The following is a 26203-nucleotide window of genomic DNA, read 5'->3' as shown; positions in this document are numbered from 1 at the left end:
ATGTTGACAATCCCGCTGCCTGCGTCAAGTTCGGCAGACCGCCGCGACGGCCACAACCAAGAAGCATGCGCGGCTCGAGGGAGAACGCAATGGCGATTGCGGAACAGCAGACTCAGGCGCCACCTGGATCCAGCGACAGGAGCTGGCACAGCATCGTCCTGCAAAGCCTGAAACGGAACGAGATCAGCCTCGTCCCTTACGTGCCCGACCGCGTGCTGACCCCGCTGATCAAAAACCTACACGCCGATCCCTTCTTCACCACTTTCGCCACGGCGCGCGAAGAGGAGGCGGTCGGCATCGTCTCGGGCGCCTGGATGGGCGGCCGGCGAGGCGCGGTGCTGATGCAGACCTCCGGCTTTGCCACGCTCGCCAACGTGCTCGCCTCGCTCGCGGTGCCCTACCAGATCCCTCTGATCATGTTCGTCTCCGAACGCGGCACGCTCGGCGAATTCAATTACGGCCAGTCGCTGGTCTGCCGCACCATGCGCCCGGTGCTGGATTCGCTGGCGCTCGAGCACCACACCATCACCCGGCTCGACGAGCTCGAATTCATCACCGACCGCTCGATCAAGCAGGCCGTCACCACGCAGGCGCCGGTGGCGCTGATCCTCAACCCGCTGCTCACCGGCGGCAAGACGTTCGACAAGTGAGGTCGGCCGTGACTATGCGCAACACCAAGGTGATGAACCGCTTCGACCTGACCTCGCGCTTGATCGGAAAGCTGAAGCACGAGGAGGCCGTGATTGGCGGCATCGGCAACACCAATTTCGACCTCTGGGCCGCCGGACACCGGCCGCAGAATTTCTACATGCTGGGCAGCATGGGTCTCGCCTTCCCGATTGCGCTCGGCGTCGCGCTGGCGCAGCCCGACCGCCGCGTCTTCGCGCTCGAAGGCGACGGCTCGCTGCTGATGCAGCTCGGCGCACTCTCGACCATTGCGGCGTTGAAGCCGAAAAACCTCGTCATGGTCGTGATGGACAACGGCATCTACCAGATCACTGGCGCACAGCCGACCCCCGCGGCGAGCGTCGCGGACATCGTTGCCATCGCCATCGGCTCCGGCCTCGCCAACAGCGCCTGGGCCGCAGACGAGGAGGATTTCGAGCGTCTGGTCGACGCCGCGATGTCCGCTACCGAGCCCAGCCTGATCGCGGTCCGGATCGACGACAAGCCCGGCGTCGGGACCACAAGGCGAGATCCCGTGCAGATCCGCGAGCGCTTCATGCACGGGCTCGGCGTGCGGGAGCCTCTTTAACGCTTCGTCATTAACTACACGGCGATCTGATGGGACGATGGTGCCGGCTGGCTGCAAATCTGTGCTAAGCGGGCCGAATGTCCATTTTGGTTCGATCCATTGCCTGGCTGCTCGCAGCCGCCGTTACGTTCGCCACCCTCGGTCCCCCCGGCCTGCGGCCCCATTCCAACCTCGGCCGGAACGGCGAACACGCGCTCGCATTCATCCTGGTGGGGCTGACCTTCGGCCTCGCCTATCCGCGCCGGCGCCTGCTGATCGCGGCGGCCGCGATCGTCCTGATCGGTGTGCTCGAGCTGATGCAGTTTTGGGCGCCCGGACGCCACGCCCGGCTGGAGGATTTTCTGGTCGACGCGCTCACCGCCTGCATCGGCTTTGCGCTCGCGGCCGCGGCCGACTGGTTGCTCACGCGCTTTCGCCCTGGGCCCGCCCTGACGAGCGAAGGCCCCGCGGAGTGACACTCCGCAGGGCCCATCTTCTCAACGCCTGGGATTGCCGAGGGGTCAGTCGATGATCTTGACGACGCGACGCGTGCGCGGCTCGACGATCACGCGGCGGTCGTTCACGACTGCATAGCGGTACTCGGTGTAGTTCGGCACGGGGCGCAGCACCACGGTCGGCGGCAGCGGCTCGCCGACGACGACGCGCTCGTGGATGACCACTGAATCATCGCGCGGAATTCCGCCCAATACGGCATTCGGAATTTCCAGACCGGCGCCGACGGCCGCACCGACGGTGCCGCCGACCATCGCGCCGATCGGACCGCCGATATCGCCACCCGCACGCGCGCCATCCGCTGCGCCCTGGGCGGTCGTCGACTGAGCAAAGGCTGCACTCGACGCCAGCAGCGACGCGGCAGCCAACGAAATCGCAAGACGGGTCTTCATGTTGTTTTGTCTCCAGTGATTGTCCTGCGCCTTCAACCGCGGGGCCGGATCATTGTTCCGGTTCCCGCGTGCCGAAGAACGCACCAAAGCTGGAGAGTGTTACGGCGTAACAGTTCAGGCTGCGGCGATCTCGTGGCCGGCCATCAGTTCCAACGCTCGCACCATCGCCGAATGATCCCAGCCCTCGCCGCCATGGGCGGTGCAGGCCGAGAACAATTGCTGCGCCACCGCCGTACTCGGCAGCGAGAGACCGAGCGAGCGCGCGCCTTCGAGCGCGAGATTGAGATCCTTCTGGTGCAGCTCGATGCGGAAGCCGGGATCGAAATTGCGTTTCACCATGCGCTCACCATGCACTTCGAGGATGCGCGAGGAAGCAAACCCGCCCATCAGCGCCTTGCGCACCAGCGCAGGGTTTGCGCCGGCTTTCGATGCAAACAGCAGCGCCTCGCTCACAGCTTCGATGGTTAGCGCGACGATGATCTGGTTGGCGACCTTCGTAGTCTGGCCGTCGCCATTGGCGCCGACATGCGTGACGTTCTTGCCCATCTTGTCGAAGACCGGCTTCATGGTCCCAAAAGCCCGCTCCGGCCCGCCGACCATGATGGTGAGGCTCGCGGCTTTCGCCCCGACCTCCCCACCCGAGACCGGCGCGTCGAGATAGTCCGCCCCGAGCGCCTCGATCTTCTTCGCAAACTGCTTCGTCGCCAGCGGCGAGATCGAGCTCATGTCGACGACGATCTTGCCGTTCGAGATGCCGCTGGCCACCCCGTCCTCGCCGAACAGTACGGCCTCCACATGCGGCGTGTCCGGGACCATGATGATGACCGCATCGGCCTCCTCCGCGACCTGCTTGCCGGACTTGCAGGGAATGCCGCCCGCCGCGATCAGCTCCGGCGCAACCGGCGCGACGTCATGCAGCAGAACATGGTGCCCCGCCGCTAGGAGATGGCCGGCCATCGGCCGTCCCATGGTGCCAAGCCCGATGAAGCCGATGTCGATCATGTCTGCGTTTCCCTCAGTTGCATTGGCAAGATTTCATCCGCACGCCCGGTGCCCCTCTCCCGCACGCGGGAGAGGGAGCGCACTGTCACTGCGTTCGGTATCCCCTACGTCTCGAATGTCTGCGCCGCGTGCCAGGCCAGCCCTTCCAGCGTCGTGGTGCGCGGCTTGTATTCGCATCCGACCCAGCCGCGATAGCCGATCGCGTCGAGGTGGCGGAACAAGAAGGGATAGTTGATCTCGCCGGTGCCGGGCTCGTGACGGCCGGGATTGTCGGCGAGCTGGATATGGGCAATCTGGGGCAGATATTCCTGCATCGTGCGGGCGAGATCGCCCTCCATGATCTGCATGTGATAGATGTCGTATTGGATGAAGAGGTTGTTCGAGCGCACCTCCGAGATCAGCTGCACCGCCTGCTCGGTGCCGTTGAGGAAGAAGCCGGGAATGTCGAGCGTGTTGATCGGCTCGACCAGCAGCCTGATGTTCTCCCGTGCCAGCGTCGAAGCGGCAAAGCGCAAGTTTCCGACCAGCGTCTCCTGAAGCTCGCGCGGGTCGGCATCGACGGGCGCGATGCCGACGAGGCAGTTGAGCTGCTCGCAATCGAGCGCCTTGGCATAGTCGATGGCGCGGAACACACCGTCGCGGAATTCGGCGGTGCGATCGGGCAGGATCGCGATGCCGCGCTCGCCACCCGCCCAGTTTCCGGCCGGCAGATTGTGCAGCACCTGCGTCAACCCGTGCGCCTCGAGCTGCTCGCGCAGCTGCGCCTTGTCGAAATCATAGGGGAAGAGATACTCGACCCCGACAAAGCCTGGCGCCTTGGCCGCAGCGAAGCGGTCGAGGAACGGCATTTCGTTGAAGAGCATGGTGAGGTTGGCGGCAAATTTCGGCATGATGTGGTCCTTCCCTATTCCGCCGGCTGCAGCACGCCAGGGCGCGCCCGCTCGACCTCGTCGAGCGGCAGGGCCAGCACCTCCTCGAACTCGACGATGTTGTCGATCTCCGTGCCCATCGCGATGTTGGTGACGCGTTCGAGGATGAACTCGACCACCACGGGCACGCGATGCTTGGCCATCAGTTCGCGCGCGGTCGCGAACGCCGCTTGAGCGTCCTTCGGATCGGTGACGCGGATCGCCTTGCAGCCGAGGCCTTCGGCGACGGCGACATGGTCGACGCCGTAGACGCCGATTTCGGGCGCGTTGATGTTCTCGAAGGAGAGCTGAACGTGATAGTCCATGTCGAAGCCGCGCTGGGCCTGTCGGATCAGACCGAGATAGGAATTGTTCACGACGACGTGGATGTAGGGCAGATTGAACTGCGCCCCGACCGCGAGCTCCTCGATCAGGAACTGGAAGTCGTAGTCGCCGGAGAGCGCAACGATGTCGCGATCCGGGCATGCGGCACGTACGCCGAGCGCTGCGGGCAATGTCCAGCCGAGCGGCCCCGCCTGCCCGGCATTGATCCAGTTGCGCGGCTTGTAAACGCCGAGGAACTGCGCGCCGGCGATCTGCGACAGGCCGATCACGGTGACGTAGCAGGTGTCCCGGCCGAAGGCCTTGGTCATCTCCTCATAGACGCGCTGCGGCTTGATTGGGACGTTGTCGAAATGGCTCTTGCGCAGCATGGTCTTCTTGCGATCGCGGCAGGCCGCGGGCCACGCCTGGCGCTCGCGGAGCCTGCCTGACCGCCGCCACTCCCTGGCGACGGTGACGAACAGCTCGAGCGCGGCCTTGGCGTCCGAGACGATGCCGAGATCGGGATTGAACACGCGCCCGATCTGCGTCGGCTCGATATCGACATGCACGAAGGTGCGGCCCTTGGTGTAGGTCTCGACCGAGCCGGTGTGGCGGTTGGCCCAGCGATTGCCGATGCCGAGCACGAAGTCGGATTCCAGCATGGTGGCATTGCCGTAGCGGTGGCTGGTCTGAAGACCGACCATGCCGGCCATCAGCACGTGGTCGTCCGGGATCGCGCCCCATCCCATCAGGGTCGGTACCACAGGCACATTGGCGATCTCGGCAAATTCGACCAGGAGGTCCGAAGCGTCGGCATTGATGATGCCGCCGCCCGCGACGATCAGCGGACGCTCGGCGGCGTTGAGCATCTCCAGCGCCTTCTCGACCTGCTTGCGGGTCGCTGCGGGCTTGTAGACCGGCAGCGGCTCGTAGGTCTCGTCGTCGAACTCGATCTCGGCGAGCTGCACGTCGAGCGGCATGTCGATCAGCACCGGCCCCGGCCGTCCTGAGCGCATGATGTGAAAGGCCTGGCTGAACACGCGCGGCACCAATGCCGGCTCGCGCACTGTCACCGCCCATTTGGTCACAGGCTTTGCGATCGACTCAATGTCAACGGCCTGGAAATCCTCCTTGTAGAGCCGCGCCCGCGGTGCCTGGCCGGTGATGCAGAGGATCGGGATGGAATCGGCGATCGCGGAGTAAAGCCCGGTGATCATGTCGGTGCCGGCCGGCCCAGAGGTTCCGATGCAGACCCCGATATTGCCGGCCTTGGCGCGCGTATAGCCCTCGGCCATATGCGAGGCACCCTCGACATGCCGCGCCAAGATGTGGCGGATCGAGCCGCGCTTCTTCAGCGCCGAGTAAAGCGGATTGATCGCAGCACCGGGAACGCCGAAGGCAGCCGAGATGCCTTCCTTCTCCAGGATACGCACGGCTGCATCGACGGCTCGCATCTTCGCCATATCGGACCTCGCTTGGTTCAAGTCAGCGAGCGAGATCATCAGGTGCGCAGAAGCCGATCTCAACGAGATCGATTTTATTTTCCACGATGCGGCAGCCACGAGAAAATCGTGGGCGTCTCAAGCGGTTAGATCACGAGATGCGTGAAAGCCGTTTCACTCGAACAGCGGCGCCAGTTCCATCTGCGGCACCAGCACGAGGCCCTTGTCGGTGATGCGAATTTCCGGAATGACCGATAGCGGAATCAAATTGAAGCCCATGTACGGGATGGTGCAGCCGGCCTCCGCCCACTCCTTTTTCAGCGCCTTGACTTCCTCCGCCACTTCGGTGACGCGCTTGTCGGAGAGCAGCCCCGCGATCGGCAGCGGAACAAGTGCCCTCACCTTGCCGTCGGCAACGACGCAAACGCCGCCCTGGTGCGTCTTGATGGCGGCGATGGCGACCTGCATGTCGGCCTCGTTGGTTCCGGCCACGATGATGTTATGGCTGTCGTGGCCAACGCTGGAGGCCACCGCGCCGCGCTTCAGGCCGAAATCCTTCAGCAGACCGTAGGCGACGTTGCCAGCCGACTTGCCGTGGCGCTCGACTACCGTGACGAAGCACAGGCCGTAGCGCGCGAACAGCGACGGCCAGTCCTTTGCGGGCTCGATCGCCACCTTCTCATGGATCAGCGTGATACCGGGCAGCGCCGTCTTGATCGCGTTGACCCTACACGCGTTTGCCGGCAACTCCGGTGTGAGCTTCACCTTCTCCGGCAGCTTCACCGTGACATAGGCCGCCTTCGGATATTGATAGCGCTGCGAGAGCGCTTCATCGAGGCGTGGCGTGATCTTGCCATGCTCGACCACGAGCTCGCCGCCATACCAGGTGCATTGCGGCTTGAGCTGATCATCCATCAGCACGAGATCGGCGCGGCGGCCGCCGCCGAGCCCACCGATGTCGCCATCCATGCCGAAGCGCGTCGCGCCATGCAGCGAGCCCATCGACCAGGACTGCTCCGGCGACATGCCCGCCTTGACAGCTTCGCGCACCACCCAGTCGAGCCCGAACAGCAGCAGATCGTCGGCGTCGCGGTCGTCGGTGCACACGGCCGCGCGCTTGTGCGAAGCGCCGAGCTCGGTGATGGTGCGGATGGCCTGCGGCAGCGAATGCCATGGCGTCGTCGGCGGTCCGCCGCGCAAGAACACCCAGACGCCGGCATCGAGCAGATCGTCGGCGATATCGCGGTCGATTGCCTCATGCGTGTCGGTGACGCCGCTCGCCGCATAGGCCGCGACGAATTCGCGGCCGTAGACGTGGCCGGACACCGGACGGCCACGCTGCAACGCGGCCGCGAGGATCGCATGGCTGCGCTCATCACCCATCGTCACCGGCACAAAGTCCATCTTCTCGCCGAGTGCGACGGCTTCGGGCCAGCGGTCGAACAGGCCCGCGATCTTGTCCGGCGTGAGATCGCCGCCCGCCGTCTCGAGCTCGGCCGAGGTCGCCGGGACCGTCGAAGGCACCGTCAGGAAGATCGAGAGCGGCGCCTCGCGCGCGTCCTCCAGCATCGCCTCGACGCCGGCGACGTCCATGACGTTGCCGATCTCGTGGCTGTCGCAGAAGATCGTCGTGGTGCCGTTGAGCAGCGCGGCCTCGGCATAGGCGCAGGCCGTCACCATCGAGGACTCGATGTGGATGTGCGGGTCGACGAGGCCCGGCGCAATGATCCCGCCGGCGGCATCGTACAGCGGAACATCGCTCCAGACCTTCTTCGCTGTGCCAGCCGGCTTCACCGCCGCGATGCGGCCGCCGGTGATCCAGACCTCTCGCCCCGGATGGATCCGCTCCGAATAGGTCGAAAGCGCCCGCGCGCCCGAGATGACGAGATCCGGCGCGAGGCGGGCCGAGGCGACATCGGCCAGACGCCGCGTCATGCTGTGCAGCGGCGCGACGGAGAAACGGGTGAGTTTGGTCATCGGGACTCTCGCGTGGCGTTACGGGCGAGCGATGGTTACGCCCCGCGCCAAACCGGGCAAGCGCAAATATGACGGCAGGCCCTGCTTACGTCTTAGGCGCCGAACTGCCTGCCGTCCCCGACCCGGCAGATCTCCGCGAGTTCCGCCGCCGCGGCGGCGGTGCGGCAGTAGGCTTGACCCGGATTCGCATCGACCGGCCCTTTGCCTCATCGATCTCGAACGAATTCGTCTTTCGCACGAGATCACTCAGCTTGCGGAAGCCGAACGTCCTCGGATCGAAATCGGAAGCCAGGTTTGCAAGCTGCCGCCCGACTTCTCCGAGCGTGACCCAACCGTCCTCACTCTCCATCTGGGTGATGACCTTCTTGATGATGGGCGTGGCTGCATCGGGCGGTTGAAGCGGTGCAGACCTCGAGGCGGCGTCCTGGGTGGTCGTCGTGCCGGCCAGCAGGTTCTCTGTGTAGACGAACCTTCGGCAGGCCTGCCTGAAGCTTTCCGGCGTTTTCTGCTCGCCGAACCCAAAGACATCGATGCCCTGCTCCCGGATACGGGCGGCAAGCCGGGTAAAGTCGCTGTCGGACGAGACGAGGCAAAAACCATCGAACCGTCCGCTGTGCAGCAGGTCCATCGCGTCGATGACAAGGGTAATGTCCGACGCGTTCTTTCCTGTCGTGTATGCGAACTGCTGCTGCGGGATGATCGCATGTTTGGACAGGATGTCGGCCCAGCCCCTGGAACGCGCATTGGAGAAATCGCCGTAGATGCGGCGAACGCTGGCCTCGCCGATCTTGGCAATCTCCTCGAACAGTCCGTCCGCGATCTTTGCGGAGGCATTGTCAGCATCGATCAGGACAGCGAGACGGGGCGAGCGAACTTCAGACGGCATGGCATGTCCCCACGAGATGGACGCAACATCAAAAGATGCATGCGTCGGAACCACTAGTCCTCGTTCGCCTTGAACCGGCCAAGCCCCTTCAGCACGAAGGGCGCCAGCAGCGCGATCAGCGCGACGCCGAGCAGCGTCGCCGAGATCGGGCTCTGCAGCAGCGCCATGGGATCGCCGAGGCTGATCGCGAGGGCGCGGCGCAGCTGGCTCTCGGCGATGGGGCCGAGGATCAGGCCGACGACGACAGGCGCGATCGGAAAATCGAACCGGCGCATCAGGAAGCCGAGCACGCCGAAACCGGCCAGCATCGACAACTCCACCACCGACGGCTTTGCCGCAATAGTGCCCATGGTCGCGAACACGAGGATGCCGGCATAGAGCCAGGGCTGCGGGATCGCGAGCAGCCGCACCCACAGGCCGACCAGCGGCAGGGTCAGCACCAGCAGCATCACGTTGGCAATGAACAAGCTGGCGATCAGGCCCCAGACGAGATCGGGCCGTTCGGCGAACAGCAGCGGCCCCGGGTTGAGGCCGTATTGCTGGAACCCCGCCAGCATCATCGCGGCGGTGGCCGAGGTCGGCAGTCCCAACGTCAGCAACGGCACCAGCGTGCCGGCGGCCGAGGCGTTGTTGGCAGCTTCAGGGCCGGCCACGCCTTCGATCGCACCCTTGCCGAATTCCTCGGGATGTTTTGTGAGCCGCTTCTCGGTCGAATAGGACAGGAAGGTCGGAATCTCCGCACCGCCCGCCGGCAGCGCGCCGATCGGAAAGCCGAACAGGGTGCCGCGTAGCCACGGCTTCCACGATCGCTTCCAGTCCTCTTTCGTCATCCACAGCGAGCCGCGCACCGGCTCGAGCTTCTCCTCGCTGTGGTGGCGGCGCGAGGCGACGTAGAGGGCCTCGCCGACCGCAAACAGGCCGACCGCAAGCGTCGTCACCTCGACGCCGTCGAGCAATTCAGGAACACCGAACGCAAGCCGCGCCTGACCTGTCAGCTTGTCGATGCCGACGAGGCCGAGCGTCAGGCCGATGAACAGGCTGGTCAGGCCGCGGATCGGTGAATCGCCGAAGGTCGCCGACACCGTGACGAACGCAACGCACATCAGCGCGAAATAGTCCTCGGGGCCGAAACGCACGGCGAAATCGACCAGCCATGGCGCGAGGAAGGCGAGACCGATGGTGGCGATGGTTCCGGCGACGAAGGAGCCGATCGCGGAGGTCGCCAAAGCCGGCCCGCCACGGCCGGCCTTGGCCATCTTGTTGCCTTCGAGCGCGGTCGCCATCGAAGCGCTCTCGCCGGGCGTGTTGATCAGGATCGCGGTGGTTGAGCCGCCGTACATGCCGCCATAATAGATGCCGGCAAACATGATCAGCGAGCCGCCGGGGTCGAGCTTGTAGGTCACGGGCAGCAGCAGCGCGACCGTCAGTGCCGGGCCGATGCCTGGCAGCACCCCGACGGCCGTGCCGAGGAACACGCCGATCAGCGCATAGAGCAGGTTTATCGGCTGGACGGCAACGGCCATGCCGTGGGCCAGCGCCGCAAAAGTGTCCATCACAGCAGTCGCTCCAGCGGGCCGGTCGGAAGGCTCAGCGTCAACAGCCGGTCGAACGCGAGATAGATCAGGGTCGACATCACCAGCGCGATGATGGCGTCGACGAGGATGGCGCGGCGTCCGAACGCCGCCGACGTCGTCACGAACAGCGCCGAGGTCGCCAGGATGAAGCCGCCGCCGAAACCGATGATGGCGATCAGCAGCGCAAGGCCGATGAGAATCAAGACCACCGGCACCGGGTCGGCGCTCTCGCGCGCCGGCAAATTGCCGCGCAGCGCATCGATGAAATTGCCGATCGCAAGCAGCGCAAGACCGCTCGCGACCACGACCGGCATCGCCTCCGGTCCCATTCCGTACATCGCGGCAGATTGCAGGCCGCGCGCGTCCCAGACCAGCACCGCGGCGAGACCTGCGAGCAATGCAGCGATGACGAGGCCGGCGCGATCCACGCGCCGCGGCGGCTGAGCCGGATCGCCCGAGGTCATGACTTGACGAGGCCGACCGATTTCAGCACGTCGGTGACGCGCACCGTCTCCTTCTTCAGGAAGTCGGCGAAGGCGTCACCGCCGAGATAGGCATCCTCCCAGCCCTTCTGCTTGAGGATCTCCTTCCAGGCGTCCGACTTCACCATCTTCTCGACCGCATCGCTCAGCGTCTTCTTCTGCTCCGGCGTGATGCCGGGAGGCGCGACCACCGAACGCCAGTTGGCGATCACGAGGTCGATGCCCTGCTCCTTGAAGGTCGGGATGTCGCTGCCGGCGATGCGCTTCTCCGAGGTCACGCCGATCGCGCGCAGCTTGCCGGACTTGATCTGCCCTTCATATTCGCTGAGGCCCGAAATGCCCGCAGTGACTTTGCCGCCGAGGATCGCCGCGAGCGATTCGCCGCCGCCGGAGAACGGGATGTAGTTGATCTTCTTGGCGTCGGCGCCGACTGCGCCGGCGAACAACGCCGCCATGACATGGTCGACGCCGCCGGCCGAGCCGCCGGCGAAGGTCACCTTGGCAATGTCGGCCTTCACCGCAGCGGCCAGATCCTGCGCGGTCTTGATCGGCGAATTGGCGGGAACCACGATCACCTGGATTTCCTCGGTGAGGCGCGCGATCGGCGTCACCTGCTCGAGCGTCACCGGTGACTTGTTCATGGCGAGCGCGCCCACCATGACGAAGCCGTTGACCATCATCTGGTTGCCGTCGCCCTTGGCGCCGTTGACGAACTGGGCGATGCCGACGCTGCCGCCCGCACCGGGAACGTTGGTGACCTGCACGCTGCGCGCGACACCGGAGGCGACAAGCGCCTGCTGCATCGAGCGCGCGGTCTGATCCCAGCCGCCGCCGGGAGCCGCCGGCGCCATCAGCTTGAGCTCGAGCTGCTGGGCAAAAGCGGCCGTCGCCGCTGCAAGGGTCAGCGCGACGGCTGCGCCGGCAAGGCGCGCAAAAAATTGGAACATCAGGACGCTCTCCAGGCTCATGCGGACGGTTGCCGCATTGTGTCGTTTGGCCGCATATCAGCCAAAACGGCCCATGCTGTCCAGCGACCGCGCCCAGATTTCCGAGTTAGTGGGGCGGCATCACCCCACCCAGCGCGACAGTCAGCTCGCCCGCGACGTCGCGTACGATTTGGCCGACCTCAGGCAATCGGTCGTCGGTCAGGCGGCTGGTCATGCCCGAGACCGAGATCGCCGCGAGCGGCTCGGCGCAGTCGTTGTATACCACCGCGGCGATGCAGCGCAGGCCCATGCACGCCTCCTCGTCATCGATCGCAAAGCCCTGCTGGCGGATCTTTTCGAGCTCCCTGAACAGGTCGCTCGGCCGCACGATCGACTTCTCGGTCAGGCGGGGCATGCCATGGTGGCGAATGACCGCGCCGACATCCTCGTCGGAATAGGTCGCGAGCACCGCCTTGCCGACGCCCGACGTCACCATGGCGACGCGGCCGCCGACCTGGGTCAACGAGCGCATGATCTCACGGCTCTCCATGCGGGTCAGCAAGATGATGAATTCGTCGTCGACCACGGCGAGGTTGGCGGTCTCGCGGGTGAGATCGCGCAGCTTGCGAAGATAGGGAATCGCCTGCGCGGAGAAATTGCGCCGCCGCGCAAAGCTCGCGCCGACCGTGAAGGCACGCGAGCCGACGTGCCATTTGGATTCGGCGCGGTCGAACTGGACGAAGCGGCGGCTTTCCAGGGTTGCGAGCAGGCGATGCACGGTCGAGGCCGACAATCCCGTGCGGATCGCCAAGTCTCTGAGGCGATAGCCCTCGTCATCCTCAGCCAGCGTTTCCAGGATCGACAGCGCGCGGTCGACCGACTGAACGCCGCCGTCGCGGGTCTCGTGCTCGGCGTCGGCAGTCGATCTGGGCTCGAGCGATTTGCGCCGGATCACGTTCTTGCTCATCGCGACCTGCCGCTTGTGCATCCGTCGTTCCGGGATGGTGCGCCGGGACTGCGCGCAGCGCGGGCCTGGCGTACCAGACCCGGAATCTCGAGATCCTCAGGTGCGCAAGTGCGCACCATAGTTCGATGCTCCGCATCGCCCCGGGGATGACAGGAGAGTTAGGCTCAGAGCAGCCCTGCCCCGCGCGCCCATTTGTACTTGGCGCCAAGCACCTCGACCGGCAGCTCGGTCGAGTAGGCATAGGCCGGGATGCCGTTCTGGTAGAGATATTCGGCGGCCTCCTCGACCTCGACGTCGCCGGCGAGCGAGGCGACCATCGGCTTCACAAAGCCCTTGGCCTCCATCTCCTTCTTCACCTCGACCATGTTGCGGGCGAACACCATCGGCGGGGGGACGATGGTGTGCCAGTAACCGAGGATCAGCGCGTGGATGCGCTCGTCCGACAGACCGAGCTTCACAGTGTTGACGTAGGTGATCGGCGGCTCGCCGCCGGTGATATCCACAGGATTTCCGGCCGCGCCGAACGGCGGGATGAACTTGCGGAACGCCGCATCGAGATCCGGCGGCATCGACATCAGCGACAGGCCGTTGTCGACACAGGAGTCCGACAGCAGCACGCCCGAGCCGCCGGCACCGGTTATGATCAGCACATTCTCGCCCTTCGGCGTCGGCAGCACCGGCACACCGCGGGCGAATTCGAGCAGCTGCCGAAGGCTGCGCGCGCGGATCACGCCGGACTGCTTGAACACATCCTCGTAGATGCGGTCGTTACCGGCGAGCGCGCCGGTGTGCGAGGACGCCGCCTTGGCACCCGCCGAGGTGCGGCCGGCCTTGAGCACGACGACCGGCTTCTTCTTGGAGACGCGCTTGGCGGCTTCCGCGAAGGCGCGGCCGTCCTTGAGGTCTTCGCAGTGCTGGGCGATCAGGTTCGTGTTCGGATCCTGCTCGAAGAAGGCGAGCAGATCGTCCTCGTCGATATCGGACTTGTTGCCGAGGCCGACGATCGCCGAGACGCCCATCTTCGCCGAGCGCGAGAAGCCGATGATGGCCATGCCGATGCCGCCCGATTGCGACGACAGCGCCGCGTGGCCCTTCACGTCGTAGGCCGTGCAGAAGGTCGCGCAGAGATTGGCGGGCGGATAGTAGAAGCCGTAGATGTTCGGCCCCATCAGGCGGATGTCGTACTTCTTGCCGACCTCGACGATCTCGGCCTGCAGCTCCGGCGCGCCGGCTTCGGCGAAGCCCGACGGGATCAGCACCGCGCCCGGAATTTTCTTCTCGCCGCATTCGGTGAGCGCGCCGGCGACGAATTTCGCAGGGATCGCGAACACCGCGACGTCGATCACGCCAGGCACATCCTTGACGCTCTTGTACGCCTTGTAACCAAGAATCTCGGCGGCCTTGGGATGGATCGGAATGATCTCGCCCTTGTAGCCGCCGTTGATGAGGTTCTTCATCACCGAATTGCCGATCTTGCCGTCCTCCGCGGAGGCGCCGATCACGGCGACCGCCTTCGGCTGCATGATGCGGTTCATCGCCACGACGATCTCTTCGGTCGGACGCGGCTTCGGCCTCGGCTTGTAGGCGAAGTCGACGACGATGCGCACGTCGGCGGCGGTCGCCCCCTTCGGCGTCGCGAACACCGGATTGAGGTCGAGTTCGACAATCTCGGGGAAATCGGTGACGAGCTGCGAGACCTTGACGATGATTTCGGCGAGAGCATTGCGGTTCACCGGCTCGCTGCCGCGTACGCCCTTGAGAATCTCATGCGCCTGGATGCCGTCGAGCATTGAGAGTGCGTCTTCCTTGGTCGCCGGCGCGAGGCGGAAGGTGATGTCCTTGAGCACCTCGACCAGCACGCCGCCGAGGCCGAAGGCGACCAGCTTGCCGAACGAGCCGTCGGTGATCGAGCCGACGATGACCTCGGTGCCGCCGGTCAGCATCTGCTGCACCTGGACGCCTTCGATCTTGGCATCGGCCTTGTACTTCTTGGCGTTGCCAAGAATGGTCTCGTAGGCCTTCTCGGCCTCGTCAGCCGTCTTGAGGCCGACGATGACGCCGCCTGCTTCGGTCTTGTGGAGAATGTCCGGCGAGACGATCTTCATCACCACCGGGAAGCCCATCGAGGAGGCCATCTTGCCGGCCTCGCCCGCCGACTTGGCCACGCCCTCCTTCGGCACCGGAATGCCGTAGGCGTCGCAGACCAGCTTGCCTTCCGGAGCCGTCAGGCTGGTGCGGTTGTCCGCCTTGACCTGGTCAAGCACCTTGCGGACGGCATCTTTGGAATTGGACATGTGGCTTCTCCCTTGACCTCAGTTCGTTCTTTTCAAAGCGCGCGCGTATTTGCGGCTGCCCGTGATGCTTGCCATTCGCCGCGCTCTGTTCCATGTCGCGGGCCGGAGCGGCATGACGCCTGAGACTACTCCGCCGCCCTGGATCAAAAATGGCTGGCGATGGCATTTGGTATGCCAGAAGCCAACTTGTCAAGCCGCTGCATGCCGCAGAACACCGCAAAAAATAGGCAGCTTGACATTCTGGCATGTGGTATGCCAAAAACTTTCCAGCCAATATTCCTGTAAAAGACGACTCCCACTGGAGGAGATTCGTCGTGTCACTACGGAAACCAACCAAGGCGTTGCCGAACATGGCCGAGGCAGACATCGCAATCGTTCGTATTGCCCCGGAGAGCAGCTTCAAGAACAAGGCGTATGACGCCTTGAAGGAAGCGATCCTCAAGATGGACATCTATTCGACGCCCGAGCCGGTGATGCTCGACGAGCGCGCTTTGTCCGAACGCCTCGGCGTCAGCCGCACCCCGATCCGTGAAGCCATCGCGATGCTGGAACAGGACGGCTTCGTGAAGACGGTACCGCGCCGCGGCATCATGGTGGTGCGCCGGACCAAGAGCGAGATCGTCGACATGATCCGCGCCTGGGCGGCGCTCGAGAGCATGGCCGCGCGCCTCATCACCACCACCGCGCGGAAGAAGGACATCACGGCGCTGCGCGACTTCTTCAAGGATTTCGGCAAGGACCGTCTGCCCGAGGATCATGTCGAGGAATATTCCAAGGCCAACATCGCCTTCCACCAGGCGCTGATCTCGCTGTCGGAATCGCCGGTGCTGGTCGACCTCACCAACGACCTCTTGCTGCACGTGCGCGGCTATCGCCAGCTGACCATCGGCCGCAAGGACCGCACCGCGACCTCGCTGCCCGAGCATCTCGCCATGATCGAGGCGCTGGAGGCACGCGACACCGAGCTCGCCGAGAAGCGCGCCCGCGACCACACTCTCGGCCTTGCCGCCTACGTCGAAGCGCACGGCCAAGAACTGTTCACGTAACTCTTCACTTAGCAACGTTCACCAGAAGGGCGAAAAATTCGCCCCACTATCTGAGACCAGGGAGACAAGGCCCATGCTGAATACCGCGACCAAGTCCGAGGCACCGGGCACCGAGCAAGAACTGACGGATGGCTTCCATCTCGTCATCGACGCGCTCAAGCTGAACGGCATCAACACCATCTACAATGTGCCGGGCATCCCGATCACGGATTTGGGCCGCATGGCGCAGGCCGCCGGCATTCGCGTGATCTCTTTCCGCCACGAGCAGAACGCCGGCTACGCCGCAGGCATCGCTGGCTATCTCACCAAGAAGCCCGGCGTCTGCCTCACGGTCTCCGCGCCCGGCTTCCTCAACGGTCTCACCGCGCTCGCGCACGCCACCACCAATTGCTATCCGATGATCCTGGTCTCCGGCTCCTCCGAGCGCGAGATCGTCGACCTCCAGCAGGGCGACTACGAGGAGATGGACCAGCTCGCGATCGCAAAGCCGCTGTGCAAGGCAGCCTATCGCGTGCTGCACGCCCAGGACATCGGCATCGGTTTCGCCCGCGCCATCCGCGCCGCGGTCTCGGGCCGTCCGGGCGGCGTCTATCTCGACCTGCCGGCGAAGCTGTTCGGCCAGGTCATGAACGCCGACGCCGGCCAGAAGTCGCTGGTGAAGGTGATCGATGCTGCGCCCGCACAGATCCCCTCGCCCGCTTCGGTGAAGCGCGCGCTCGACGTGCTGAAGAGCGCCAAGCGTCCGCTCATCATCCTCGGCAAGGGCGCGGCCTACGCGCAGGCGGATGAAGAGATCAAGAGCTTCGTCGAGAAGAGCGGCGTTCCGTTCCTGCCCATGAGCATGGCCAAGGGCCTGCTGCCCGACACCCATCCGCAGTGCGCCGGCGCGGCCCGCTCGACCGTGCTGAAGGAGTCCGATGTCGTCATGCTGATCGGCGCGCGGCTGAACTGGCTGCTCTCGCATGGCAAGGGCAAGAGCTGGGGCGAGACGCCGAAGAAGTTCATCCAGGTCGACATCGAGCCGAAGGAGATGGACTCCAACGTCGAGATCGTCGCGCCCGTCGTCGGCGACATCGGCTCGGTGGTCTCCGCCTTCAATCAGGCGATGGGATCAGCCTGGACTGCCCCGCCAGCCGACTGGACCAAGGCCGTCTCGACCAAGCGCGAAGAGAACGTCGCCAAGATGGCGCCGAAGCTCATGAACAATAAATCGCCGATGGACTATCACGGCGCGCTCGGCGTGCTGAAGAACGTCATCAAGGAATATCCCGAGGCGATCCTCGTCAACGAGGGTGCCAACACGCTCGACCTCGCCCGCGGCGTCATCGACATGTACAAGCCCCGCAAGCGTCTCGACGTCGGCACCTGGGGCGTGATGGGCATCGGCATGGGCCAGGCGATCGCGGCCGCACTCGAGACCGGTCATCCCGTGCTCGCGGTGGAGGGCGACTCGGCCTTCGGCTTCTCCGGCATGGAGGTCGAGACCATCTGCCGCTACAACCTTCCGATCTGCGTCGTCATCTTCAACAATGACGGCATCTATCGCGGCACCGACGTCAACGGCGCCAACGCCGACCCGGCAACCACCGTGTTCGTCAAGGGCGCGCGCTACGACAAGATGATGGAAGCCTTCGGCGGCGTCGGCGTGAACGCGACCTCGCCCGACGAGCTCAAGCGCGCCGTCAACGAGGCGATGAAGTCCGGCAAACCGACACTCATCAACGCGGTGATCGATCCGGCCGCGGGCTCGGAGAGCGGCCGCATCGGCAACCTCAATCCGCAGAGCGTTCTGCAGAAGAAGAAGTAAGTCCACCCCTCAACCCTTTATTCCCTGCGGGTGCAGGGGCAGACACAGTGTACGGAGCAACATGATGACCAAAGCGCTCACGGGCGTTCGCATTCTCGACTTCACCCACGTCCAGTCCGGACCGACCTGCACGCAGCTGCTGGCCTGGTTCGGCGCCGACGTGATCAAGGTGGAACGCCCGGGCGTGGGTGACATCACCCGCGGCCAGCTGCAGGACATCCCGAACGTGGACAGCCTGTATTTCACCATGCTCAACCACAACAAGCGCTCGATCACGCTCGACACCAAGAACCCCAAGGGCAAGGAAGTCCTGACCGAGCTGATCAAGAAGTGCGACGTGCTGGTGGAGAATTTCGGCCCCGGCGTGCTCGACCGCATGGGCTTCCCCTGGGAGAAGATCCAGGCGATCAACCCGAAGATGATCGTCGCCTCGATCAAGGGCTTTGGCCCCGGACCCTACGAGGACTGCAAGGTCTATGAGAACGTCGCCCAGTGCACCGGCGGCGCCGCCTCCACCACCGGCTTCCGCGACGGCCTGCCGCTCGTGACCGGCGCGCAGATCGGCGATTCCGGCACCGGCCTGCACTTGGCGCTCGGCATCGTCACCGCGCTCTATCAGCGCACGCATTCGGGCAAGGGCCAGCGCGTCACGGCTGCGATGCAGGACGGCGTGCTCAACCTCTCCCGCGTCAAGCTGCGTGACCAGCAGCGCCTCGCCCACGGCCCCTTGAAGGAATACAGCCAGTTCGGCGAAGGCATTCCGTTCGGCGATGCCGTGCCGCGCGCCGGCAACGATTCCGGCGGCGGCCAGCCCGGCCGCATCCTGAAGTGCAAGGGCTGGGAGACCGATCCCAACGCCTATATCTACTTCATCACCCAGGCCCCGGTCTGGGAGAAGATCTGCGACGTGATCGGCGAGCCCACCTGGAAGACCGATCCGAATTACGCCAAGCCCGCCGCTCGCCTGCCGCGCCTGAACGAGATCTTCGCCCGCATCGAGCAGTGGACGATGACCAAGACCAAGTTCGAGGCGATGGAGATCCTCAACAAGGACGACATCCCCTGCGGTCCGATCCTGTCGATGAAGGAGCTCGCCGAAGACCAGTCGCTGCGCGCGACCGGCACCGTGGTCGAGGTCGACCACCCCACCCGCGGCAAGTACCTCTCGGTCGGCAACCCGATCAAGCTGTCGGATAGCCCGAGCGATGTGCAGCGCTCCCCGCTGCTCGGCGAGCACACCGACGAGATCCTGCGCTCGGTGCTCGGCTTCAGCGATCACCAGGTCGCCGAGATCCACAAGTCCGGCGCGCTCGACCCGCCGCAGAAGCAGGCCGCCGAGTAAGCGGCATCACCTTGGACGAGACGAAAGGGCCGCCCGAAGGGGCGGCCCTTTTTGCGTCGGCAAGGCCATGCTGTCGCAGGCCCAAACTCAAAAACTGAAAAACAACCCCATGCACAGTAGCCAACGCACTGGCAGCAAAGAGATTTCGTATTCGCGAATCGCCTTTGCGCCGTCGGGCAAAACACGGGTACTATGCCAAGGTCGGAGAAGCCGAACGTCCTGCTCCCCACGGCATCACCCCCGCAGCCTTCGGCTGCAGCGGGCTCTTTTGTTGATGCCAAGCGAGTTGCCCCGGGAGCTCTGAGGAAGCGCCAACGCCGAATTGAAGCCGCCTGAAAGGAACGGACGGGGTTCCGGCTCGTTATCTCCTGCACCGGCGCCCGCTTGGAGCGCAGCCGGCCATCCGACGACAAGTCAGACGCTACCGGCCCGCGAGCTGGACACGCCGGTCAGGCGCGTTTCGAGATCGCGCCCATTCGCCGACATCGAGGTCGACATGACGAGAGATCATCCCGCGTCCCGGGCTCTGCGGGAGGCCAACAAGGCATTCAAGCCGGTCGAGACCAAGAAGCCGATGACCGACTATGCAAAGGCACAACAATCCCATGACGAAAATCGCGAGCGCCTGAAAGCGGAACGGCTGGCGCGAGAGGCCAAGCAGGGAAATCGTCGTACATAAAGGAATGCCGGTGCCGCATTATTACTTCGACATCAGGGACGGCCAGACACTCTCTGTGGACGAAGAGGGACTGACCCTGGCGAACCAGAGGGCTGCCGAGATCGAAGCTGCGCTGTCGCTTGCGGACACCGCCAAAGACCTCGTGCCGTCCGCCAGCAGCGGCAGCCTGGCGATCGAGGTTCGCGATGACGATGGACCGATCTTTCGGGCGGCATTCCTGTTCGGGACCGCACGGTCGAACGGTTGAGATCGCAGGCTTCAGAGCATCGAGAGGACGATGACGCCGTCCTCGAGCTCTCCGGAGGCGAGCTGTGCCCGCGCGATGCGCTCGAACTCCGTCCGATACTTCTGAAGATAGCTGAAGGCCTGCTTCTGCGTCCGAAAGGTCGTCGCAAGACGGCATAGCTGTCTGCCTGCGCCGAGCGCAAGGAAGAAGGTGATTGTGCCGCCACCATCCGGTTTGATCCTAGGCACGACCTGCACTCTTTCGCATGTGAACGGCCCTTATCAGATTGTCGCCTGCACGATCGAATGCGGCTATCTCGGCAATTTCCTCCGGCGCTTCTTCGCTGCAGGCGCCGGCGACGATGCGGGAAGACTGGCATCGGCCGCTTGCTCGGCTGCTTCCTCGGCGGCTTCCCTGGCCTCACGCAGCTCGCGAAGCCGCGCCATGTTCTTGCGGACGTCGACAGCGTGCCTTTCGACATCGGCGATCGCGCGCGCTCCCTCTTCGGCGGCCAAGCGTTGGCGCTCGGACCGAGCGATGGACTCGGGCGACCGTTCGGCCGATTTCTTGCCGCTCATCTCGTCGCGCTCGCCTTTCGCCTACCCGGCAACGGAGAGAACCCGCTCAATCCCTTACGATCGAGCGGGTTGCATAGCCGTTCCAGTACATCCGTGAAACGGCCGTACAGAGCTCAAGCCAGCGAGAGATTCTCTGCGCTGACCTTGCCCCGCATCTTATCGGTCTTGGTCTCGAAGTTGACCTTCTGGCCCTCGGCGAGACCTGCAAGACCAGCCCGCTCGACCGCGCTGACGTGAACGAACACGTCATTGCCGCCGTCGTCGGGTTGAATGAATCCAAAGCCCTTCTGGCCGTTGAACCACTTCACAGTACCTGTCGTCATTCTCTTCTCCAAAGCGCACAGACGCGCGTTCCGCGTGACGATCACGCAGACCCAATTCAATTCGTCGATGTCTCTGGAAAAGGAGCCCGCAGGCGCATTCAACAAGCACAGCGGTGAACGAACAAGAACGAGCGTATACCTCGCCATCGACCTTAGCAAGGCTTCCTGCGGATTTAATCGCGCGGCTTCTTTGGAACCTTCGCAGGCCAAGGGATTCGCCGCGGCAGTCAGCGGCCTCCACCGCCAAGTTGCTCGCGAAAGAACTGCAGCACCGCCGCGTTGAACTCGCGATGAAAGCCTGCACGGTCGAAGCCTACCGGCACATCGGTGCAGATGCGCGGAGCAGCCGCGGCGAGATCGGCCGAGCACGGCGCGAGGAACGCATAGTGGCCGGCCGGCACGACGTGAATGTCGGGCTTGCCGGGCAGGCCCTCCGCGACGCGCGCGTTGCCCGAGCCATCGCCGACGCCGGGTCCGCCGAACTGCGATCGCCAGAACTGGAAAGGGACTTTGACCAGGGCGAGGTTCTCCCGCGTCAGGACGGCCGGCACAGGATCAACGATGACGGCAGCGCGGATACGTGCATCCCGTATCGGCTCAGGCGGCGTCTCGCCGTTGTGAAGTTGTGCGCACACGCCGGTCGTCTCCTTGCAGAGGCTGGCGACCCTGGCGAAATCCGGCGTGGTCCCCATCAGTACGAGACCAGTCGCCCCTCCGAGCGAGAAGCCGAAAAACCCGACCCCGGCGGAATCGATCGCCGCCCGGTCCTTCCAGTCGTTCAACAGAAAATCAAGCAGGCGCACGATGTCCGCCGGGCGCGATCCCCAGACCGACAGGGTATCGCGCCTTGAGGAGTCGCTGAACGTATCGCCGGGATGATTGATGGCGGCGACGATGAAGCCGGCATCGGCCAGCGCCTCCGCTGTGTCATGCTGCTGGCCGAAAAATCCGCCCCGGCCGTGCGAGTAGATGACCAGCGGCAGCTTCGCACCCGCGACAGGACAATCCTTCGCGCCCTTCAGGCCGAAATCGGCGCCAACCGACAAACTGCCCAGCGCCACCCGCGTCGGCTCGCTCGCGCACGGATACCAGATTGCACCCGACAGGGCCGGATCGGACTGGAGAAGCTGAATGCCTGCAGCCTGCACAGACGAGCCGAGACAGCAGAGGATGACGGCAACAGCCCAAAGCGTGCAGCGCAACGAAAGTCCCCCGATTTCGCGCTGGAGCTGAGCGGGGAACGATAGCGGAATTGTGGCTGATTGATCAGGAGCGCATCCTGAAGCAATCTGCGGGACGACGAGAGGGAGGTCAGCATGTCACTGCTCGGCAAGGCCGCCGTCGCAATGTGGTGGAGCGTTCGCCCCGCGCAGCGCGCCGCGTTCGGCGACTGGCATTCGCATGAGCACTTTCCGGAGCGGATGAGCATTCCGGGCTTTCGGCGCGGGTCGCGATGGACCAGCACGACCGACGCCGAAGGTTTTTTCGTGCTCTACGAGCTCGAGCATTACGACGTCCTCACATCGAAAGGCTATCTCGACCGGCTCAACGCACCGACGCCATGGTCGATGAAGATGATGCCGCATCATCTCGGCATGATCCGTAGCCAGTGCCGGATCGTTGCCAGCTTTGGCGGGGGTGTGGCCACTTCGCTCGCCACCATCAGGCTGTCACCGGAGGCCGGACGGGAAGCGGCGCTGCAGGCGCGCCTTTCGGAAATGCTCGGCGCGCTGGCGCAGCAGCCGGGGCTGACCGGTGCCCACCTCCTCCTCACCGACACGCCCCGGACGAATGCGCCCACCACCGAACAGCAGATCCGCGGCAAGGACGGCGCTGCCGACTGGATCGTGCTGCTGTCGGGTTACGATGCCGACGCCGTCGAGAGTGCGGTAATCGCACAGTTGGCGCCATCGGTGCTGCATGCGGCGGGGGCTCAAGATCACCCGACGGTCGGCCGCTACCGGCTGGCGTTCACGATGACGCCACAGGACGTGGCGGCGATTTGACATCGAGCAAGATCAGCCGCCATCTGACTAGAGGCCACGGGCGGCTCTCTTCCCGGCTCATCTATCGCTTGAGCTCCCTGATGAGGTTCGCCAATCGTGGATCGTCAGGCCGGAGCAACGCCAGTCGCTCGGCATAACCCAGCGCGGCAGCCATGTCTCCCTTCTCCCTGCTGACGTTCAAGGCGGCTGAAAGCAGCTCCAGATTGTTCGGATGCTCCCGCAGGCTCTGGTTCAGCGCGGAAAGTGCATCGTCACGCCGGCCCATTCCATTCAGTCCGACGGCATAGACGTAGGCGTACCGCATCTGGCCGGGGTCGAGAGAGGCAGCCCGACGCAGCTCGTCGAGCGCCTCCTCGCTCCGCTTCAGGCGCACGAGTGTCAGCCCGAGCGCGTGGTGGAGAGATGCGTCCTGCGCCGACGCGGAGAGCGCTTCACGCAGGACTCTTTCCCCGTCACTGTCGCGTCCGAGCTGCCGGTACAAGTCGGAGAGGTTGATGGCGGCTGCCGCAAACGAGGGATCGAGCCTGAGGGCAGCGCGGTATTCGGCCTCCGCCGCGCCGGGATTAACCTGGCGCAGAAAGAAGTTGCCGAGCGCCGTTCGCGAATCCGGTCGATCCGCATTCAGCTTGTGCGCAGCGACGAATTCGGCAGCCGCCCGCGTGAACTTGTCGCGATCGGCCGCGGGCTGGCGCGCGGAAGGCACGGCGGCCAGAAGCTCGGCGGCACGAATGCGCACACCACGCACGGGATCGTCCAGCTGCGGCGAGGCGAGCGGCCAGAGTTGATCGGCCGGCGCTCCTTCGAGCCGATCGAGCGCGCCGAGCCTCACGAGCGGATCGGAATCGGAAAGCCCATGCCGGATCAGATCGGGAATCGGTGCCGGAAGCTCCGCCAGCGCACTGGCGCGGACGATACCGGGAACGTCAGCCGATGCAGCAATCGCGGCGAGTTGCGCTTGCGCGTCGGCAGCCTCGCTCCAGGCAGCATGAAACGCACGCGCATAGGTCTGGTGGCCGCGCCGCTCCGGCCCGAACCAGCCGTCGATCTGATACGCTGCCCAGGCCGCCGACTTGTCGCGATGGCAATCGTTGCACGCATTCGGTGCGCCCGCCTGCAGCGACAGATCGGGACGCGGAACGCGAAAGCCGTGGTCGTGGCGGCGGTCGACCACCATGTAGCGGCGCTCTGGCATGTGGCAGGACGCACAGCCTGGTTGCGGCGACACATCGGCATGATGTCGGTGCGCCACCGATTCATATTTGGCGGGCGCATGGCACTGCGAACAAACGCCGTCTCCGGGCGCCTTCAACGCTGCACTGTGCGGGTCGTGGCAGTCGCTGCAGGTCACGCCCTTGGCGAACATCCTGCTCTGCCTGAACGGCGCATAGTTGTAGGTTTCCTCATCGTCGCGCATCTGGCCGTCAGCATGAAAGCGCTCGCGGTGGAGCAGCGATACGCGGTGCGTGTCAGAGAGCGGTCGGCCCGGTATCCAGTCTTCCGAAAGCTGCCCGCGGCGCGCGTGGCACCGCCCGCAGGTCTCGACTTCCTTGCGCAAGCCGGGTGGCGGCGCGCTGCGTACCGGCGTCAATGTGCCGGCAGAGGCGGACCAGGTGATGCCGGTGCGCTCGTCGAAGCGGACCAGCAGGCCGTTATCGTCGCCGCGCGCCGCCGGGTTGATACCGGCCCAAGTGACGTGGCGTGAGCCGGCGCCGTGGCACGCCTCGCAGCCGACGCTGATCTCGGAAAATGTCGTCGCGAACCTGTCCTGCTCGGCTTCGTAGCCCTTGTGCACATTCGTCGAATGGCACTCCGCACACATGAAATTCCAATTCTGGTTCAGCTTGGTCCAGTGCAGGGAATCGCTGCTGGTGATGGCGCTGTCCGGATAGAGATGAAACCAGCGTTGACCGCCCTGCTGTTTCGGCCGCGTGTCCCAGGCGATGGACAGAGCCTGGATGCGCCCATCCGGGAATTGGATCAGATATTGCTGCAGCGGCTCGATGCCGAAGGTGTATTTCACCTCGAAGGTCGCGAGTCGGCCGTCAGGTCCATCGGTCTCGACCAGAAACTTGTCGTCCTTGCGGAAGAAGCGCGAACGGGTGCCGGCGTAGTCGAACGTCGCGTCGTTGAAATCGGCGCGCACGGACTGCGCCGTCGCGTGATCCATGGCGCGGCGATGCTGCGAGGTCCGCCAGAGTCTTGCTTCCGTTTCGTGACAACCGGCGCAGGACTCGCTGCCGACGAAAGCCAATTCGGCAGGGGCCGACGTCTGGACCGGAGCCTTCGAGGGTTCGAACCAGAGCAGCCCGACGGCGATTGCGGCAACGACTGCGCTCGCGCCGGCGATCCAGCGCCGCGTGGCACGGTGAGAGACCCGCGGCGGATGCGGCACTGATTGCACCGGTTTGGGCGACGGCGCCTTGCGGAGCTTGCCGTCATTGCGCTTGTTTCGCGAGCCTCGTGCCACGTCTGCTTACCGCCCCCAACGTCCCGCCTATACGCGAAGGTCATTGTCGTGAAGCGCAATTCTGGTTTCGCGCGCGAGATCGACGAGGGCGGCGCTGAACATCAGCATCGCCGCCATGAACAGGATCGCCACCCCATATTCGTGCGCGATTCGCAGGAGCGCGCTGACGAATGCAACGAAGATGATGAGAGCCGTCAGGATCGCCGCGACGATGGAACAGAACAGCGACCGGTTCAGAAGCCTCGCCCTCCGCCGCAGCCGCGGCAAATCGGCTTTCAGGAAGACTCTCGCAGAATCGGCTGCAGGAATGCCTTGAATGAACTGCGAGCGGTCGATCACCCGGTTGATCCGCGAGATCACGACCGAGATGAAAGCAGCAACCGCGCCGAGCAGAAAGGCCGGAGCGGCGACGTTGGCGATGATGCGGCCAAGTTCGTCGATCGAAGGTGTGATTGGGATCAGATCGGTCACGCTTTGCATGTTACAGCCGTTCGATGCCGGGGCGCGCGCGTCGTCACCGGAGCGGTTCGACCTTGGCGGCCATGTCCGGTGCGCGGCTCACCCGATAGCTCGCATTGCTGCATCTGAGTACCCAGACCGCATGATCGGCCCTCGAGCGCGCGGTGTCCTTCGTCGCGCCGAGCGCCTTGTCACACGTAAAACCCTGCGAACGGATCTGGGCGGCGAGCATGCCCTGCACTGTCTCTGCCGCACCCTGCGCCGCGGCGCGGCTGGCAGACGAGACGTCGATCAGTGCGAGCGCCGAAAGGAATATCCAAGGACCGTTCTTCATGAGAGCTTCTCCGAT

The 26203-nt window shown here is 64.7% G+C and carries 27 protein-coding genes; 9 read left to right on the top strand and 18 right to left on the bottom strand.

Features of this window, described 5'->3' with window-relative positions; translation table 11 throughout:
• Nucleotides 1–89: 89 nt before the first annotated feature.
• The 3 genes from X268_RS10055 (at nucleotide 90) to X268_RS10045 (ending at nucleotide 1710) form a co-directional block, all read left to right on the top strand.
• Complete coding sequence (locus tag X268_RS10055; RefSeq protein ID WP_164937640.1) at nucleotides 90–650, top strand: thiamine pyrophosphate-binding protein; 561 nt, start codon at nucleotides 90–92, stop codon at nucleotides 648–650.
• A gap of 14 nt (nucleotides 651–664) precedes the next feature.
• Nucleotides 665–1255: a thiamine pyrophosphate-dependent enzyme gene (locus X268_RS10050; protein ID WP_128929208.1), complete on the top strand. Its 591-nt coding sequence runs from the start codon at nucleotides 665–667 to the stop codon at nucleotides 1253–1255.
• Nucleotides 1256–1332: 77 nt separating this feature from the next.
• Nucleotides 1333–1710: a VanZ family protein gene (locus X268_RS10045; RefSeq protein ID WP_128924793.1), complete on the top strand. Its 378-nt coding sequence runs from the start codon at nucleotides 1333–1335 to the stop codon at nucleotides 1708–1710.
• Between the two features lie 45 nt (nucleotides 1711–1755).
• Here the strand turns inward: X268_RS10045 and X268_RS10040 are convergent, their stop codons facing one another.
• The 11 genes from X268_RS10040 to X268_RS09990 form a co-directional block, all read right to left on the bottom strand.
• Nucleotides 1756–2139 (bottom strand): DUF1236 domain-containing protein, encoded by a 384-nt coding sequence (locus tag X268_RS10040; protein ID WP_128924792.1) that lies wholly within the window; start codon nucleotides 2137–2139, stop codon nucleotides 1756–1758.
• Between the two features lie 114 nt (nucleotides 2140–2253).
• Nucleotides 2254–3141 carry a 2-hydroxy-3-oxopropionate reductase gene (locus X268_RS10035; protein WP_128924791.1) on the bottom strand — a complete coding sequence of 296 codons (888 nt, stop codon included), beginning with the start codon at nucleotides 3139–3141 and terminating at the stop codon, nucleotides 2254–2256.
• Nucleotides 3142–3245: 104 nt separating this feature from the next.
• Nucleotides 3246–4031 (bottom strand): hydroxypyruvate isomerase, encoded by a 786-nt coding sequence (hyi, locus tag X268_RS10030; protein WP_128924790.1) that lies wholly within the window; start codon nucleotides 4029–4031, stop codon nucleotides 3246–3248.
• A 14-nt stretch (nucleotides 4032–4045) separates the two neighbouring features.
• The gene (gene gcl / locus X268_RS10025; protein WP_128924789.1) at nucleotides 4046–5836 is read right to left on the bottom strand and encodes a glyoxylate carboligase; all 1791 of its coding nucleotides are present in this window, start codon (nucleotides 5834–5836) and stop codon (nucleotides 4046–4048) included.
• Between the two features lie 153 nt (nucleotides 5837–5989).
• The gene (locus tag X268_RS10020; protein WP_128924788.1) at nucleotides 5990–7792 is read right to left on the bottom strand and encodes an adenine deaminase C-terminal domain-containing protein; all 1803 of its coding nucleotides are present in this window, start codon (nucleotides 7790–7792) and stop codon (nucleotides 5990–5992) included.
• A gap of 85 nt (nucleotides 7793–7877) precedes the next feature.
• Nucleotides 7878–8678, bottom strand: coding sequence for an NYN domain-containing protein (locus X268_RS10015; protein ID WP_128924787.1), 801 nt, complete (start codon nucleotides 8676–8678; stop codon nucleotides 7878–7880).
• Nucleotides 8679–8731: 53 nt separating this feature from the next.
• On the bottom strand, nucleotides 8732–10231 hold the full coding sequence (locus X268_RS10010; RefSeq protein WP_128924786.1) for a tripartite tricarboxylate transporter permease: 1500 nt from the start codon (nucleotides 10229–10231) through the stop codon (nucleotides 8732–8734).
• Entirely contained in the window at nucleotides 10231–10716 is a 486-nt protein-coding gene (locus tag X268_RS10005) for a tripartite tricarboxylate transporter TctB family protein (protein ID WP_128924785.1), read from the bottom strand. The genes X268_RS10010 and X268_RS10005 overlap by 1 nt, the downstream gene beginning before the upstream one ends.
• Nucleotides 10713–11681, bottom strand: a complete 969-nt coding sequence (locus X268_RS10000) for a Bug family tripartite tricarboxylate transporter substrate binding protein (RefSeq protein ID WP_128924784.1) — start codon at nucleotides 11679–11681, stop codon at nucleotides 10713–10715. The genes X268_RS10005 and X268_RS10000 overlap by 4 nt, the downstream gene beginning before the upstream one ends.
• Nucleotides 11682–11787: 106 nt before the next feature.
• Nucleotides 11788–12627 (bottom strand): IclR family transcriptional regulator, encoded by an 840-nt coding sequence (locus X268_RS09995; RefSeq protein ID WP_164938112.1) that lies wholly within the window; start codon nucleotides 12625–12627, stop codon nucleotides 11788–11790.
• Nucleotides 12628–12791: 164 nt separating this feature from the next.
• Nucleotides 12792–14921: an acetate--CoA ligase family protein gene (locus X268_RS09990; RefSeq protein ID WP_128924782.1), complete on the bottom strand. Its 2130-nt coding sequence runs from the start codon at nucleotides 14919–14921 to the stop codon at nucleotides 12792–12794.
• 350 nt (nucleotides 14922–15271) lie between these two features.
• Here X268_RS09990 and X268_RS09985 point away from each other — a divergent pair, with 350 nt between their 5' ends.
• The 5 genes from X268_RS09985 (at nucleotide 15272) to X268_RS09965 (ending at nucleotide 20042) form a co-directional block, all read left to right on the top strand.
• The gene (locus X268_RS09985) at nucleotides 15272–15967 is read left to right on the top strand and encodes a GntR family transcriptional regulator (protein WP_164938111.1); all 696 of its coding nucleotides are present in this window, start codon (nucleotides 15272–15274) and stop codon (nucleotides 15965–15967) included.
• A 73-nt stretch (nucleotides 15968–16040) separates the two neighbouring features.
• Nucleotides 16041–17774, top strand: a complete 1734-nt coding sequence (gene oxc, locus X268_RS09980) for an oxalyl-CoA decarboxylase (RefSeq protein ID WP_128924780.1) — start codon at nucleotides 16041–16043, stop codon at nucleotides 17772–17774.
• A gap of 64 nt (nucleotides 17775–17838) precedes the next feature.
• Nucleotides 17839–19116 (top strand): formyl-CoA transferase, encoded by a 1278-nt coding sequence (gene frc, locus X268_RS09975; protein ID WP_128924779.1) that lies wholly within the window; start codon nucleotides 17839–17841, stop codon nucleotides 19114–19116.
• Nucleotides 19117–19612: 496 nt separating this feature from the next.
• Entirely contained in the window at nucleotides 19613–19795 is a 183-nt protein-coding gene (locus X268_RS09970) for a hypothetical protein (protein WP_128929207.1), read from the top strand.
• 4 nt (nucleotides 19796–19799) lie between these two features.
• Complete coding sequence (locus tag X268_RS09965) at nucleotides 19800–20042, top strand: DUF6894 family protein (RefSeq protein ID WP_128924778.1); 243 nt, start codon at nucleotides 19800–19802, stop codon at nucleotides 20040–20042.
• Between the two features lie 11 nt (nucleotides 20043–20053).
• Here X268_RS09965 and X268_RS09960 read toward each other — a convergent pair whose 3' ends face one another.
• From X268_RS09960 to X268_RS09945, 4 genes are all read right to left on the bottom strand, one after another.
• Complete coding sequence (locus X268_RS09960; RefSeq protein ID WP_128924777.1) at nucleotides 20054–20278, bottom strand: hypothetical protein; 225 nt, start codon at nucleotides 20276–20278, stop codon at nucleotides 20054–20056.
• A 54-nt stretch (nucleotides 20279–20332) separates the two neighbouring features.
• Nucleotides 20333–20599: a transcriptional regulator gene (locus X268_RS09955; RefSeq protein ID WP_128924776.1), complete on the bottom strand. Its 267-nt coding sequence runs from the start codon at nucleotides 20597–20599 to the stop codon at nucleotides 20333–20335.
• Between the two features lie 113 nt (nucleotides 20600–20712).
• Complete coding sequence (locus tag X268_RS09950) at nucleotides 20713–20922, bottom strand: cold-shock protein (RefSeq protein WP_027558854.1); 210 nt, start codon at nucleotides 20920–20922, stop codon at nucleotides 20713–20715.
• Between the two features lie 227 nt (nucleotides 20923–21149).
• Nucleotides 21150–22070 (bottom strand): alpha/beta hydrolase family protein, encoded by a 921-nt coding sequence (locus X268_RS09945; protein WP_245477844.1) that lies wholly within the window; start codon nucleotides 22068–22070, stop codon nucleotides 21150–21152.
• Nucleotides 22071–22238: 168 nt separating this feature from the next.
• Here X268_RS09945 and X268_RS09940 point away from each other — a divergent pair, with 168 nt between their 5' ends.
• Nucleotides 22239–22928, top strand: coding sequence for a hypothetical protein (locus X268_RS09940; RefSeq protein ID WP_128924774.1), 690 nt, complete (start codon nucleotides 22239–22241; stop codon nucleotides 22926–22928).
• A 61-nt stretch (nucleotides 22929–22989) separates the two neighbouring features.
• Here X268_RS09940 and X268_RS09935 read toward each other — a convergent pair whose 3' ends face one another.
• Genes X268_RS09935 through X268_RS09925 form a run of 3 tightly spaced genes read right to left on the bottom strand, consistent with a single transcriptional unit; the run spans nucleotide 22990 to nucleotide 26188 of the window.
• Nucleotides 22990–25395, bottom strand: a complete 2406-nt coding sequence (locus tag X268_RS09935) for a cytochrome c3 family protein (protein WP_128924773.1) — start codon at nucleotides 25393–25395, stop codon at nucleotides 22990–22992.
• Nucleotides 25396–25422: 27 nt separating this feature from the next.
• Nucleotides 25423–25875, bottom strand: coding sequence for a DUF2721 domain-containing protein (locus tag X268_RS09930; RefSeq protein WP_128924772.1), 453 nt, complete (start codon nucleotides 25873–25875; stop codon nucleotides 25423–25425).
• Between the two features lie 34 nt (nucleotides 25876–25909).
• A complete protein-coding gene (locus X268_RS09925) occupies nucleotides 25910–26188 on the bottom strand; it encodes a hypothetical protein (protein WP_128924771.1) in 279 nt (92 codons plus the stop codon).
• Nucleotides 26189–26203 lie beyond the last annotated feature (15 nt).

Source organism: Bradyrhizobium guangxiense (genome assembly GCF_004114915.1).
GTDB classification, from domain to species: Bacteria; Pseudomonadota; Alphaproteobacteria; order Rhizobiales; family Xanthobacteraceae; genus Bradyrhizobium; species Bradyrhizobium guangxiense.
Note: the sequence above shows the minus strand (reverse complement) of the source record. Positions and strands in the feature narration are given on the sequence as shown.

What these genes read in the sequence shown, in the direction of transcription:
- X268_RS10010 (WP_128924786.1), bottom strand. Translation starts at nt 10,231, where the DNA reads ATGGACACTTTTGCGGCGCTGGCCCACGGCATGGCCGTTGCCGTCCAG.
- frc (WP_128924779.1), top strand. Translation starts at nt 17,839, where the DNA reads ATGACCAAAGCGCTCACGGGCGTTCGCATTCTCGACTTCACCCACGTC.
- gcl (WP_128924789.1), bottom strand. Translation starts at nt 5,836, where the DNA reads ATGGCGAAGATGCGAGCCGTCGATGCAGCCGTGCGTATCCTGGAGAAG.
- X268_RS09965 (WP_128924778.1), top strand. Translation starts at nt 19,800, where the DNA reads ATGCCGGTGCCGCATTATTACTTCGACATCAGGGACGGCCAGACACTC.
- X268_RS10035 (WP_128924791.1), bottom strand. Translation starts at nt 3,141, where the DNA reads ATGATCGACATCGGCTTCATCGGGCTTGGCACCATGGGACGGCCGATG.
- X268_RS10005 (WP_128924785.1), bottom strand. Translation starts at nt 10,716, where the DNA reads ATGACCTCGGGCGATCCGGCTCAGCCGCCGCGGCGCGTGGATCGCGCC.
- X268_RS09970 (WP_128929207.1), top strand. Translation starts at nt 19,613, where the DNA reads ATGACGAGAGATCATCCCGCGTCCCGGGCTCTGCGGGAGGCCAACAAG.
- hyi (WP_128924790.1), bottom strand. Translation starts at nt 4,031, where the DNA reads ATGCCGAAATTTGCCGCCAACCTCACCATGCTCTTCAACGAAATGCCG.
- X268_RS10015 (WP_128924787.1), bottom strand. Translation starts at nt 8,678, where the DNA reads ATGCCGTCTGAAGTTCGCTCGCCCCGTCTCGCTGTCCTGATCGATGCT.
- X268_RS09995 (WP_164938112.1), bottom strand. Translation starts at nt 12,627, where the DNA reads ATGAGCAAGAACGTGATCCGGCGCAAATCGCTCGAGCCCAGATCGACT.
- X268_RS10020 (WP_128924788.1), bottom strand. Translation starts at nt 7,792, where the DNA reads ATGACCAAACTCACCCGTTTCTCCGTCGCGCCGCTGCACAGCATGACG.
- X268_RS10045 (WP_128924793.1), top strand. Translation starts at nt 1,333, where the DNA reads ATGTCCATTTTGGTTCGATCCATTGCCTGGCTGCTCGCAGCCGCCGTT.
- X268_RS10050 (WP_128929208.1), top strand. Translation starts at nt 665, where the DNA reads ATGCGCAACACCAAGGTGATGAACCGCTTCGACCTGACCTCGCGCTTG.
- X268_RS10055 (WP_164937640.1), top strand. Translation starts at nt 90, where the DNA reads ATGGCGATTGCGGAACAGCAGACTCAGGCGCCACCTGGATCCAGCGAC.
- X268_RS09985 (WP_164938111.1), top strand. Translation starts at nt 15,272, where the DNA reads ATGGCCGAGGCAGACATCGCAATCGTTCGTATTGCCCCGGAGAGCAGC.
- X268_RS10040 (WP_128924792.1), bottom strand. Translation starts at nt 2,139, where the DNA reads ATGAAGACCCGTCTTGCGATTTCGTTGGCTGCCGCGTCGCTGCTGGCG.
- oxc (WP_128924780.1), top strand. Translation starts at nt 16,041, where the DNA reads ATGCTGAATACCGCGACCAAGTCCGAGGCACCGGGCACCGAGCAAGAA.
- X268_RS10000 (WP_128924784.1), bottom strand. Translation starts at nt 11,681, where the DNA reads ATGTTCCAATTTTTTGCGCGCCTTGCCGGCGCAGCCGTCGCGCTGACC.
- X268_RS09955 (WP_128924776.1), bottom strand. Translation starts at nt 20,599, where the DNA reads ATGAGCGGCAAGAAATCGGCCGAACGGTCGCCCGAGTCCATCGCTCGG.
- X268_RS09990 (WP_128924782.1), bottom strand. Translation starts at nt 14,921, where the DNA reads ATGTCCAATTCCAAAGATGCCGTCCGCAAGGTGCTTGACCAGGTCAAG.
- X268_RS09930 (WP_128924772.1), bottom strand. Translation starts at nt 25,875, where the DNA reads ATGCAAAGCGTGACCGATCTGATCCCAATCACACCTTCGATCGACGAA.
- X268_RS09950 (WP_027558854.1), bottom strand. Translation starts at nt 20,922, where the DNA reads ATGACGACAGGTACTGTGAAGTGGTTCAACGGCCAGAAGGGCTTTGGA.
- X268_RS09940 (WP_128924774.1), top strand. Translation starts at nt 22,239, where the DNA reads ATGTCACTGCTCGGCAAGGCCGCCGTCGCAATGTGGTGGAGCGTTCGC.
- X268_RS09925 (WP_128924771.1), bottom strand. Translation starts at nt 26,188, where the DNA reads ATGAAGAACGGTCCTTGGATATTCCTTTCGGCGCTCGCACTGATCGAC.